The sequence below is a fragment of the Winogradskyella eckloniae genome, from assembly GCF_013249045.1.
Lineage (GTDB): Bacteria > Bacteroidota > Bacteroidia > Flavobacteriales > Flavobacteriaceae > Winogradskyella > Winogradskyella eckloniae.
Genome location: NZ_JABRWP010000005.1, coordinates 350,443 through 363,385 on the forward strand (window position 1 = coordinate 350,443; position 12,943 = coordinate 363,385).

12 protein-coding genes are annotated in these 12,943 nt (G+C 32.1%); 8 read left to right on the forward strand and 4 right to left on the reverse strand.

Annotation, left to right across the window (positions count from 1 at the left end; all coding sequences use genetic code 11):
• Positions 1 to 4: 4 nt before the first annotated feature.
• The gene (locus HNV08_RS11225) at positions 5 to 1,015 is read right to left on the reverse strand and encodes a 3-oxoacyl-ACP synthase III family protein (RefSeq protein ID WP_173281408.1); all 1,011 of its coding nucleotides are present in this window, start codon (positions 1,013 to 1,015) and stop codon (positions 5 to 7) included.
• Positions 1,016 to 1,214: 199 nt separating this feature from the next.
• Between HNV08_RS11225 and htpG the strand changes: the two genes are divergently transcribed.
• The 8 genes from htpG (at position 1,215) to HNV08_RS11265 (ending at position 10,351) form a co-directional block, all read left to right on the forward strand.
• Positions 1,215 to 3,125 carry a molecular chaperone HtpG gene (gene htpG / locus HNV08_RS11230; RefSeq protein WP_173281409.1) on the forward strand — a complete coding sequence of 637 codons (1,911 nt, stop codon included), beginning with the start codon at positions 1,215 to 1,217 and terminating at the stop codon, positions 3,123 to 3,125.
• A gap of 119 nt (positions 3,126 to 3,244) precedes the next feature.
• Positions 3,245 to 4,900, forward strand: coding sequence for a serine hydrolase (locus HNV08_RS11235; protein ID WP_173281410.1), 1,656 nt, complete (start codon positions 3,245 to 3,247; stop codon positions 4,898 to 4,900).
• Positions 4,901 to 5,053: 153 nt separating this feature from the next.
• Entirely contained in the window at positions 5,054 to 5,626 is a 573-nt protein-coding gene (locus HNV08_RS11240) for a Crp/Fnr family transcriptional regulator (RefSeq protein WP_173281411.1), read from the forward strand.
• A 157-nt stretch (positions 5,627 to 5,783) separates the two neighbouring features.
• The gene (locus HNV08_RS11245) at positions 5,784 to 6,419 is read left to right on the forward strand and encodes an MOSC domain-containing protein (protein WP_173281412.1); all 636 of its coding nucleotides are present in this window, start codon (positions 5,784 to 5,786) and stop codon (positions 6,417 to 6,419) included.
• A 13-nt stretch (positions 6,420 to 6,432) separates the two neighbouring features.
• Positions 6,433 to 7,224 carry a class I SAM-dependent methyltransferase gene (locus tag HNV08_RS11250; protein WP_173281413.1) on the forward strand — a complete coding sequence of 264 codons (792 nt, stop codon included), beginning with the start codon at positions 6,433 to 6,435 and terminating at the stop codon, positions 7,222 to 7,224.
• A 47-nt stretch (positions 7,225 to 7,271) separates the two neighbouring features.
• Positions 7,272 to 8,009, forward strand: a complete 738-nt coding sequence (locus HNV08_RS11255) for an outer membrane beta-barrel protein (protein WP_173281414.1) — start codon at positions 7,272 to 7,274, stop codon at positions 8,007 to 8,009.
• Positions 8,010 to 8,023: 14 nt separating this feature from the next.
• Positions 8,024 to 8,980 (forward strand): 23S rRNA (adenine(1618)-N(6))-methyltransferase RlmF, encoded by a 957-nt coding sequence (gene rlmF / locus HNV08_RS11260; RefSeq protein ID WP_194242003.1) that lies wholly within the window; start codon positions 8,024 to 8,026, stop codon positions 8,978 to 8,980.
• 135 nt (positions 8,981 to 9,115) lie between these two features.
• Complete coding sequence (locus HNV08_RS11265) at positions 9,116 to 10,351, forward strand: DEAD/DEAH box helicase (protein WP_173281455.1); 1,236 nt, start codon at positions 9,116 to 9,118, stop codon at positions 10,349 to 10,351.
• A 308-nt stretch (positions 10,352 to 10,659) separates the two neighbouring features.
• On the opposite strand, the gene HNV08_RS11270 is transcribed toward HNV08_RS11265, so the two are convergent.
• Genes HNV08_RS11270 through HNV08_RS11280 form a run of 3 tightly spaced genes read right to left on the reverse strand, consistent with a single transcriptional unit; the run spans position 10,660 to position 12,851 of the window.
• The gene (locus HNV08_RS11270; protein WP_173281415.1) at positions 10,660 to 11,817 is read right to left on the reverse strand and encodes a hypothetical protein; all 1,158 of its coding nucleotides are present in this window, start codon (positions 11,815 to 11,817) and stop codon (positions 10,660 to 10,662) included.
• The gene (locus HNV08_RS11275) at positions 11,801 to 12,319 is read right to left on the reverse strand and encodes a hypothetical protein (RefSeq protein ID WP_173281416.1); all 519 of its coding nucleotides are present in this window, start codon (positions 12,317 to 12,319) and stop codon (positions 11,801 to 11,803) included. Before HNV08_RS11275 ends, HNV08_RS11270 begins: the two co-directional genes overlap by 17 nt.
• Positions 12,303 to 12,851, reverse strand: a complete 549-nt coding sequence (locus tag HNV08_RS11280; protein ID WP_173281417.1) for an RNA polymerase sigma factor — start codon at positions 12,849 to 12,851, stop codon at positions 12,303 to 12,305. Before HNV08_RS11280 ends, HNV08_RS11275 begins: the two co-directional genes overlap by 17 nt.
• Positions 12,852 to 12,943 lie beyond the last annotated feature (92 nt).

Consider the following 12,943-nt stretch of genomic DNA (forward strand, 5'->3'; position numbering starts at 1 on the left):
AATATTACCACTTAATAATTACACTTCCCCAAGTAAAACCACTACCAAAAGCAGCTAACACAACGGTATCGCCTTCTTTTACTTTTCCTTCTTCCCAAGCTTCCGTTAATGCAATAGGGATTGATGCTGCAGTCGTATTTCCGTAATTCTGAATATTATTAAATACTTGATCATTGTTAAGTTTAAATTTCTTTTGAATAAACTGTGCAATACGTAAATTCGCTTGGTGTGGAATAAGCATATCTATATCATCAACCTGTAATTCATTTTTCATTAAACCTTCCATAATGACTTCACTAAAACGCACTACCGCATTTTTAAATACAAATTGTCCGTTCATGTGAGGAAAATAACTCACATCGTTAGGATCATTGTCTTCTAAAATATCGTTTACCCAACGTTTTCCCATACCAGGTGCAATGAGCACCAATTCTTCTGCATGCTCACCTTGTGAGTGTAAGTGTGTAGATAAAATACCTTTAGAATTATCGTCTTCTCGCGTTAAAACGGCAGCACCTGCTCCATCTCCAAATATCACGGAAACACCTCGTCCACGTGTTGATATATCCATACCATGAGAATGTAGCTCACTACCAATAACTAGTATGTTTTTGTACATACCTGTTTTTATAAAATTATCTGCAACAGAGATGGCGTATACAAAACCAGAACATTGGTTACGTACATCTAAAGCTCCAACCGTTTTTATATCTAAAGCATGCTGTACTTGTACGCCTGGACCAGGAAAATACATATCAGGACTCAGTGTCGCAAAAATGATAAAATCTATATCGTCTTTATCTAAACCAGAACGTTCTATAGCAATCTTTGCGGCTTTCACACCCATTGTAGCTGTAGTATCTCCACTACCCTTTTCTACCCAACGACGCTCTTTAATACCTGTTCGTTCTTGTATCCATTCATCATTGGTGTCCATCATTTTAGACAAATCCGCATTTGTCACTACATTTTCTGGCACATACTTGCCTAAGCCTATTATTTTAGAATTATACATGTTATCAATTTAATTATTTAGCATCAGCAAAATACAAAATATAAAGTGCAAATTCTAAAAACTAATTTTCTAAAAATAAAGTTGTGTCAGTTTGTCACATTTTAAGTCTTGGTATTTTATTTGACTAGTAGTAAAATGTAATTAAAACAATTATTAATTAGATTCCTGTCTACGCAGGAATGACAAAAACTAAATAAAAATGACAAAAGGAAGTATTAATGTATCGGTAGAGAACATCTTTCCGCTTATTAAAAAATTCTTATACAGCGATCACGAAATATTTTTACGTGAGCTAATTAGTAATGGTACAGATGCCACATTAAAATTAAAACACCTTACTAGTATTGGTGAATCTAAATCTGAATACGGAAATCCGCAGATTGAAATAAAAATTGACAAAGAAGGAAAAAAACTTCATGTGATAGATCAAGGATTAGGTATGTCTGCTGAAGAAGTAGAAAAATACATTAACCAAGTTGCTTTTTCTGGTGCTGAAGAATTTTTAGATAAGTATAAAGATTCTGCGCAAGATTCTGGTATTATTGGTCATTTTGGTCTAGGGTTTTACTCGGCTTTTATGGTTGCAGAAAAAGTAGAAATTATTACAAAATCTCATACTGGCGCACCTGCTGCACATTGGACCTGTGATGGATCTCCTGAATTTACTTTAGAAGAAGCTGATAAAGAAACTAGAGGAACAGAGATAATTCTTCATATTGCAGAAGACTCAACAGAGTTTTTAGAAGAGTCTAGAATCCGAGAGTTATTAAACAAGTATAATAAATTTATGCCTGTGCCAATTAAATTTGGTACTAAGGAAATAAACGACCCAGATTTTACACCAAAAACTACTAAAGATGCTGACGGCAAAGAAACAACAGAGCCTCATAAGCAGATTACTGTAGATAATATTATCAACAACCCAAATCCGGCTTGGACAAAACAACCTTCAGAATTAAAAGATGAAGATTATAGTGGTTTCTATAGAGAATTGTACCCAATGCAATTTGAAGAGCCTTTATTTAACATTCACCTTAATGTCGATTATCCATTTAACCTTACAGGAATTTTATATTTCCCTAAGATGACAAACGACATCAACATTCAAAAGGATAAAATTCAACTGTACCAAAACCAAGTTTATGTTACAGATAATGTAGAAGGAATTGTACCAGAGTTCTTAACCATGTTAAGAGGTGTTATTGATTCACCAGATATTCCATTAAACGTATCACGTTCTTACTTACAAGCAGATGGAGCCGTTAAGAAAATCTCATCTTACATTACCCGAAAAGTAGCAGATAAATTAAAGTCATTATTTAATAATAACCGTGAAGATTTTGAAGCCAAATGGGACGATATTAAAATTGTTATTGAATACGGCATGCTTTCTGAAGAAAAATTCTTCGAAAAAGCAGATGCCTTTGCACTTTACCCAACAGTGGATGGTAAATTCTTTACGTATGATGAATTATTCAACAAGATAAAAGCCAACCAAACGGATAAGGATGGCAAACTTGTAATTCTTTATGCATCTAACAAAGACCAACAACATTCTTATATCGAAGCTGCAAAAGCTAAAGGTTATGAAGTATTAATGTTAGATTCTCCTATTGTTTCACACTTAATACAGAAGTTAGAATCAACAAAAGAGAATATTTCTTTTGCACGAGTGGATGGCGATCATATTGATAATTTAATTAAAAAAGATGAAACTGCCATTTCAAAATTAACTGATGAGCAACAAACAGAATTAGATACATTACTAAAAGAAGTGATACCTTCAGAAAAATTTACTATTCAATTAGAAGCTATGGATAGTGAAGCATCTCCTTTTATTATTACGCAGCCAGAATTTATGCGTAGAATGAAAGAAATGCAACAAACTGGTGGTGGCGGAATGAATATGTTTGGTCATATGCCAGAAATTCATAACCTCATCATTAATACAAATTCTGAATTAGTAGGTGAAATATTAAATACTAAAACAAAGAAAAAGCAAGAACGCTTAATTTCTCAAAGTTTAGATTTAGCGCGTTTATCTCAAGGACTTTTAAAAGGTGAAGAATTAACTAATTTTATTAAACGTAGTTACGATATGATTAAGTAGAAAGCTTCTACAAGATCAAGAATTGTAAAATCAAAACCACTTTGTTAACTCAAGGTGGTTTTTTTGTAACTTATCATCTTCAGTGTCGTCTTATAAGTATTAATCAATCCAACGAAAAAATGAAAACCAATCACTTCATTGCCTTAATAGCATTTAGTTTCTTATTTACAATTTCGACAACAGCGCAAGATTTAACCAAACAATTTGATGCCATTGTATCTCAATATTACACAAATACAGAGGCACCAGGAGCCACTATTTTAGTAGCCAAAAATGGTAAACCTATTTACAAAAAAGCCATTGGTAAGTCCAGTTTAGAACTCAATGTAGATATGACGACAGAGAACGTATTTATGTTAGCCTCTATCACTAAACAATTTACAGCTGTTTCTATTTTAATGTTAGAAGAACAAGGAAAACTTAGCCTCAATGATCCTATCACTAAGTTTATACCAGATTATCCTACGCATGGAAAAACAATTACGGTACATCATTTACTAAATCACACATCTGGCATTAAGAGTTACACAGGCATTGGCAATTTATTAGAAGTTGCAAGAAAAGATTTTACTCTAGATGAATTAATTGACTATTTTAAAAATGAACCAATGGATTTTGATCCTGGTGAAGCCTATCAATATAATAATTCTGGCTATGTATTACTGGGTAAAATCATTGAAATCATATCTGGAGACACTTACGAAAACTATATTGAAAAAAATATTTTCGAACCTATTAATATGCATAGTTCTAGATATGGTAATAACAGAGAACTCGTAAAAAACAGAGTTGAAGCATATGAAGAAGATCCTTCGGGATTTGTAAATGCCAGCTACCTTAGCATGACATTACCTCACGCAGCAGGCGCATTAACTTCTACAATAGACGATATGCTAAAATGGCAAAACGCTCTTACTAATAACACCTTTATAAAGGCTTCTACATTAGAGAAAGCAATTAATGGATCTACGCTCAATGATGGCGAACATATTACATACGGTTATGGTCTTGCTGAGTTTAATTTAAAAGGATCTAAAGGCTACACACATAGTGGTGGAATTTTTGGCACTTCTACTAATGGTATTTATTTAATTGAAGAAGATATATACGTTATAGGTCTTAGCAATTGCAGTTGTAATGATATCGGAACTGTTACTCAAAATTTGGCAGCCGCAGCAATTGGTAAACCTTATCCTACCATGAAAGATGTCGTAAATATTGCAGAGGACAAACTAAAACAATGGGTTGGTGCTTACGAATTTGAAGATGGCGCTGTAAGACATATTTTTATAAAAGACGGCACACTTAAAAGCATGAGAGAATCTGAAACCAACACCGTATTTGAAATTTTTCCACTATCTGAAAATCATTTTATGTTTGAAGAAGGAAATATAGAATATAAATTCTCAAAAACAGCGAACGGAAAACGACAGGCTCTATTCATTGCAGATACCGAAAACGTTGGTAAAGAAGTTAACAAACCTATGCCAGCAGCACGAAAAGAAATAAAACTTACCAATGCGGTATTACAACACTATGTTGGCACTTATCAATTAGGTCCTAATTTTAACGTTGACATCACAGTAAAAGACAATCAAATTTTTGCTCAAGCTACAGGTCAAGGCCAATTTGAACTTTATGCCGACAACGCAACTAACTTCTTTGCTAAGGTTGCTGACATTAAAATTAGATTTAATAAAGATGACAACGATAACGTAGAAAGTTTTACCATTTTTCAATCAGGTCAAGAAAATGTGGCTAAAAAAATTGACTAAGCATTAAAAACGAGCTTTACAAAACCACCTTGAAATCGCAAGGTGGTTTTTTATTTTACAATTTAACGGATCATCCATTTTTTTAATCGTACACCGAACTATTATAGGCTTTCACTTCCCTTTACTTAACTTTAATTCTATTACTAAAGGCAAATGGAAGTTTCAGACAGAAATAAAATTTTTAATGATCTCGTTTTTACAGACGAAGAGATCAATATTATTAACTCTGTTTTTCAAAAAATAAACGCAAAAAAAGGTGCTATTATATTAAATGCTGGCGACATTGCAGATGCGCAATATTATATTGTAAGTGGCTGTATGAGAACATTCCATACCGATGAGGAAGGCAAAGAATACACCTTACAATTTGGCATTAGTGATTGGTGGGTTAGTGACTATACGGCTTTCTTTACGGGAGACAAAGCCATTTTAACCGTAGAAGCCATACAAGACTCCACCTTATACAGAATATCCAAGGAGGATAAAGAATACTTGTTTACTCAGATTCCTAAAATTGATACATTTTTTAGAATAAAACTGGAGAAAGCGTATACTGCATTTCAAAAAAGAATTCTCATCAATCTCTCTAAAACCGCAAAGCAACGCTATCTCAATTTTATTGAAACCTATCCTAAAATAGAAAAGAGTATCAAAAACTATCATATAGCATCGTATTTAGGAATTACCACAGAAAGCTTAAGTAGAATTAGGAAAGAATTATCATAAATATTGAAATTTCTTAACATACATCAATATTTTACGTCATTTATAATTATACTTTTGCAGTCCTAACAAGGTAATATTCCCTTATTGCCAAAAGATTAATAGCTGGAAAGCGCAAGTTGAATTTTAAACTTGCGCTTTTTTTTGTTTAAATTAGAGCATGAAAATTACATCTACAAACATTGCCCAACCAACAACGTTTATTTGGAATGGTAAAGAAATTACAACTGGCATTTATAAAAAACCAACGGATCACCCAATATACTTAACTAAAGACAATGTAAAAGATGATGAAGTATCAGACCGAAAGGTGCATGGTGGCGAATTTAAAGCATGTTACTTATTTTCTGAAGATCAATATCCATATTGGCAAAACCTCTATGCGCAATTAGATTGGACCTATGGCATGCTAGGTGAAAACCTAACCGTTAAACACATGGATGAAAAACAATTAGTTGTTGGTGATATTTATAAATTAGGAACAGCAATTGTACAAATCACGCAACCAAGAGAACCGTGTTTTAAATTTGCCCATAAATTTGGATCAAATGATGTATTAAAGCAATTTATTGATAACGGTTACTCAGGTACATACGTTAGAGTACTTGAAGAAGGTATTGTATCAAAAGTCGATCATTTTAAATTAATTGAACAACACAATAATAGCATTTCTATATTCGATTTTTTTCAATTATTATATGCAAAAGAAAAGGATAAAAACCACATTCAATTATTAATAGAAAATGATGCCATTCCTCCTCGTTTAAAAAAACGTCTAGCGTTTTTCCTCAAATAATAAAAATATTAAAATGGCAACGATTTACAACAAAATAGGACGCAACTACAATCAAACACGTAAAGCAGATCCTTACTTAACCAAACAATTTCTTAAACATCTCAATCCTCAAAAAGACGGACTATACTTAGATGTTGGTTGTGGCACAGGTAATTACACCAATGCCCTTCAGCAAAAAGGATTTCAATTTATTGGCATAGATCCTTCTATAGAAATGCTAAAACAAGCTCATGCACTTAATAAAAACATAGAATGGAATTTTGCTCCTGCAGAAAAAACCAATCTGGCACACCAAAGTATCGATGGAATTATAGCGACCTTAACTATTCATCATTGGCCAAATATTACAAGAGCTTTTTCAGAATTTAATTATATTTTAAAACCAAATGGTAAAATTGTTATCTTCTCCTCTACACCAGAACAAATGCAAGGTTACTGGCTAAACCATTACTTTCCAAAAATGATGTCAGATTCTATAACACAAATGCCGAGCTTAGCCGTTCTAGAAACTGCTATGGCAAATTCTGGCTTAAAAATTTCGGCTACGGAAATCTATAATATTCAACCCAATTTAGAAGATCAATTTTTGTATTGTGGAAAACATAATCCCGAATTATATTTTGACGAAAGCATTAGAAATGGTATTTCATCTTTTTGTGCATTAGCTAATAAAACCGAAGTTGAACAAGGATTACATATGCTAAGAAATGATATAGACAGCGGAAAGATTCACGATATCATTAAATCTTACGAAAATAGTTTAGGCGATTATTTATATATCATAGCCGAGAAAACAAACGTTTAACCAAATGCTTTTAGCGTACCTTTGCAATTGCATTTACCAATCTATTTATGAAACACTTTTACTTTTTTATCATTCTTGTGAGTTACCTAAATCATAGTTTTTCTCAAAATAATAGAACTAGTTTTTCTTTAGCATTAGGACCTACATTATCAATTCCAAGCACAAGTGAACTTACAAACTCTAACGTTGATGGAAGACCACAGATAAAATCTAAAATGAATATTGGGCTATTTGTACTACCAAGTATCAAATACTCACTAAACGAAAAATTTTCTTTAGATTTTGGTATTGGATATTATTTAGACCGATTTTCCGTTGAAGATAAACTAGGTGCAGTTTCTAATGAAGGAAATAGAAATGTTCATCAAATACAAATACCTATTAGCTATAATCTTCACTTTGGTGCAGGTAATGCTTATGAAATTGGGCTTGGAGGATTTGCAAGTTTTATATTGTCTGCAAAAGAAAAAGGAGATATCATTACAAATAATTCCCAAATCGGTATTGTTGACCCAAACGACCCAACATTTTCATATAACTCAACTGTAAGTTACAGTAAGGATATTAAAGTTAATTACAATTCAGTAAATTTTGGTGCATTCCTTCAGATTAAAAAGAATATAACTTTTTCGGAAAGTAAAAAAGGGTTTATTCTTTTAAAAATCAATCAATACTTCAACGCTATTAAGAATAATAATTCTGAATCTGATATAAATCAATATCTAGAATTTAAGAACGAAAAAGAGCCAATGACAGTTAATATTGGTATAGGCCTATTATTATAAAAACACTTTTCAAATTGCAAAAGAAGAAACAACATCCTACAGTAAAATCAGAACTTCATCCAAGAAGTCAGCATAGAGCACGTTATAATTTTAAAAATCTTATTAAAAGTTTGCCAGAATTAGAGGCTTACGTTGCACCTAATAAATATGGAGATACATCTATAGATTTTTTTAATCCTGCAGCTGTAAAAGCGTTGAACAAAGCGTTATTAATACATCATTATAAACTACAATATTGGGATATTCCGCAGCATTATTTATGTCCTCCAATTCCAGGCAGAGCAGATTACATTCATAATATTGCCGATTTATTAAAAGGCAATACTCCTGAAATCCCAACAGGCAACCACATCAAAGGTTTAGATATTGGTGTTGGTGCCAATTGTATTTACCCAATTATTGGTCAGCATGAATATGGTTGGTCTTTTATTGGTAGTGATACAGATGAGAAAGCGATAACCTCAGCTAAAGAAATTGAGCAACGCAATAAAAACTTAAAAGCAAATTTAGAAATTAGACGACAAGAAAAATCGAATGACTTCTTCTACAACATTTTAAAACCTGAAGAAAAAGTAGATTTCACCATTTGTAATCCACCTTTTCATGCCTCTTTAGAGGATGCTCAAAAAGCGAGTTTAAAAAAACTAAAAAATCTAAAAGGAAAACGACCAAGCAAAGCCCTTTTAAATTTTGGAGGTCAGCAGAACGAACTTTGGACCAAAGGTGGTGAAGCACGTTTTGTTAAAGATATGATTTACGAAAGCAAACATTTTGGTAAACAATGCTATTGGTTTACAAGTTTAATCTCTAAAGAAGTTACCTTAAAACCGACTTATAAAATTTTACAAAAAGTAAATGCTACTGATGTAAAAACCATTGAAATGGGACAAGGCAACAAAATAAGCCGATTTATAGCTTGGACATTTTTAACAGAAAAAGAACAAAAGGATTGGGTTGCTGAACGTTGGTAAAACATTTCATTTACCTTTGTCATATGTTTATCACATCTCGTTTGTAATTCCTGCGAAGACAGGAGTCTACAAATTTAACTTTCAAAGTGGATTCCTGCCTTCGCAGGAATGACAGATAATACAAATACAAAACACATGTCATTTAAAGACTTACATTTAATAAAACCAATTCAAAAAGCTGTTGAAGCTTCTGGTTATGCAGAGCCTACTTTGGTGCAACAACGAGCAATTCCGTTGATTTTAGATAAAAAAGACGTTATTGTTTCTGCACAAACAGGAACAGGAAAAACAGCTGCCTTTGCACTGCCTATTCTTCAGCAATTGTATGACAAACAAGATGCACCAAAACGAGGAAAAAAAATTAGAGCTTTAATCATTAGTCCTACGCGAGAATTAGCGGTTCAAATTCAGCAAAACTTTAAAACCTACGCACAGTTTACAAATTTGCGTTCTTTAGTTGTATTTGGTGGTACGTCTATTGAACCTCAGATTGATGTCTTAAAAAAAGGCGTTGATATTTTGGTCGCAACACCTGGTCGTCTTCTCGATTTACATAAACAAGATTACATTAATCTAGATTATATTGAAACCTTTGTTTTAGATGAAGCCGATTTAATGTTAGCCATGGGTTTTATTGATGATGTAAAGAAAATTGACAGACTTTGTCCTGAAGATAAGCAAACCTTATTATTCTCGGCAACTATTCCGTTTAAAATTGAAGAATTAGCCAAAACTATTCTTAAAAACCCAGAACGTATAGATGTTACACCAACTCGTTCTGTAGCAAAAGATGTAAGTCAGGTATTGTATTATGTACCTAAACGTAACAAAATTGAATTGTGTTTGCATTTAATGCGCAACACTATAAAAGGGAACGTTTTAATATTTAGACGTACTAAATTTGGTGTGAATAAGCTAGAACAAACCTTGCTTAAAAATGGGTATACAGTAGACAGTATTCATGGCGACAAAGCGCAAAGCGAACGTCAAACAGCGCTTAACAAATTTAAAAACGGTTACGTAAAAGTATTAATTGCAACAGATGTTGCGGCACGTGGTATTGATATTAATGAACTCGATAACGTGTTTAATTTTGATATGCCAAATGTAGCCGAAACCTACGTCCACAGAATTGGAAGAACTGGCAGAGCTGGTAACATTGGTAAGGCATATGCTATGTGCTCTGCAGATGAGAAAAGTTATGTAAAAACCATTCAGAATGCTATAAATGTACAGATTCCTGTGGAGACAGAGCATCCTTATCCTTTAGACCCAAAAGCAAAACCTATTGTACACAAAAAACAAGGGAGTAAGTACAAAAAAGGTCGTAAGAGTGAAGCTTCTAAAAAGAAGAAAAAACGTTGGTATTGATTTAGTCTTTGGTTGTTGGTTGATGGTTGTTGGTTGTTGGTTGTTGGTTGTTGGTTGTTGGTTGTTGGTAAAAGAACAAAAAGCACTTAGTATATCTGAGTGTTTTTTCTTTAGATAACTTAGATAACATTAAATGAAAGACGCAGTCTTCAAAACCTCTGATTTGTGATTATTATTTCACTGATTTGTCAATGTGAACTTGTTTCAGATTCTCAATAAAATATACCAAATTATCAATTCAGATTCTGAAACTAGTTCAGAATGACAGCTCTTAAAAAGTTCTTAATTAGTATTCTGACAAAATAATATTACTCATTAATTTCAATAAAGTCCTTTCCAAATCTTATAATACCGTGAGCAGCATTAATCTTAATTGTATTTGGGCTTTCCTCTTCGCCTATAGTCATCATTTTTGAATATTCATTTTTTCGATTTGCCGTAATATTAGTAATATTATTACCCTCATAAAAAGCTGTATCGTGTCCATAAGACTCAAAATAAAATTTTACATCTTTAGGATAAAAAAGGTTGATTTCTGAATATTCTGTATCCATTTGAAAATTATAGAAATCCTTGGAAAAATTATTTAGCCAAAATTTGCCATTAAAATCTACAATTTTCACCTTTCTACCTACTTCTCCTATAATTATGGTAGTAAATTCACTATCTATATTAAGATGATCTACACTTGCAATTTTTAAGTCACTGACATGATTAAACTTATACGCACCACCTTTTAAATCATTACTTCTAAATTTTCCATTAGCAATATCAAAGTTGTTTAACGGATTGGTTAAACTCATAAATTTTAAATTAGTATTCCTTGCATTCATATTAACTAATCCGGTTAAATCTAACTTAAAAGTCATGTGAGAATCAAAAGAGCGAATTCTTAAATTAATATCAGCAGGTATTTTTATAATAAAATTAGTTTTTAAAGTCTTTACATTTTTAGAATCAATTTTGTGTGTTTCTCCTTTACCATCTAACCCTCTTAAATCTTTAAGATACTCTTTTAAAGTTTCTACTTTAGTATCATCATTCATTCCATAAAAATACTTTTTAGGTTTCCTCCAACGTATTTCTGAAGTTTCTTTAAAAGTCATGTAATCACCCTCAAAAGTAATACCATGTAAACTTTCAATACTGTAAACTACATCAGACAAAGGGGTTTCACTAAAGGTTTCAAACACTAATTTTGAATCAACAATTTTTGCAATCGTTTTAATTCCTTCCAATTGTTCTTCAATAGCTTTCTTAGAGTAATTATCAAACTCGATAGTATAATTAAAATGGATTTTATTGTCTAAAGACTCTTCAATTTTGACGTATACACCATCAAGATTCAAGTCTAATGTTGTAATAGAATTTGCGTCAAAGCTTTTGTTATAAATTTTGTGTATTTGAGCATTCGCAGCCCATGATGTGATCAGCATCAATACCAATATTTTAAAAAGTGTTTTCATGGTGTTCGTTATTTTGATTTAATATTTTGATGTGTTTCTGTATGTCTTTTAGTATTTGCAATCTTGTTTGAAGATTATCTACCAAAGCTTCAATAACTAATATATTATTACTGTCGTTTTTGAATTGCTTTGAGATTTCTTGATAATCCATATCTAACTCATCAAGCTTTTTTCTAAAGCGTTTTACTAATTTTTCGTCTTCGGTTAAGGCTATAAAACTTTGCCATTCAGCTTCAATGCTTGCTAAATATTCGGCTTCAATGTTTTCGACTTGCGCAACAATCGGAGTTGTATTATTTTCTAATGCATCAGAATTAAAAACGTTAAACCCTATGGTAAGCGCAATTACCAAAGCAGCTGCTACACCTAGCCAAACCAATGGATTCTGTTTTTGGCTTTTCGGTTTTCTTAGTTTTGTTAAGAATTCAGCGCGATGATTTTTTGGAATCGGTTTTAAATCATCTTCCTCATCTTTAAATATGTGTCTAATATCTCGCTTCATTATATTTGTGTTTTAATAACTCTTGTAGTTTTAGTTTACCTCGTCTCAGATGTGTTCTCGATGTTTTTATAGGTATCTCTAGAATCTCTGAAATCTCTTCATGGTCGTAGCCTTCAAGTAAATATAACTTTACGACTATTTTATGCTTTTCGCTAAGTTGCCCAATGGCATTTAATATCTCTTGTTTTGAAATTGAACTATCAAACTGCCAATCGTCTTCGTTTGTAATTCTTAATTCTGAAACCTCAATAGCATCAAACTGCAACTGATTTTTCTTTAAAACATCTAAACATTGATTGATAATTATACGTTTTAACCAAGCACCAAACGTGGCTTTAGGATGATACTGTTCAATATTTCTAAAAGCTTTTAAAAACCCTTCTTGCATCGCATCTTTTGCATCTTCATCATTATTGAGATATCTACAAGCAATAGTAAACATGGCTGGTGCATAGGTATCGTAAACTTGCATTTGCGCAACTTCATTTTCTTTTTTGCAAAACTCAATAAGCTTAGTCTCTGTTTGATGCATTGTGATGATTAGCGGTTTCTATTATTAAAAACGATAGATTTTATAAAAGGTTTCAAATTATTAATAAAAAGATTGATTTTAACTGAATATGT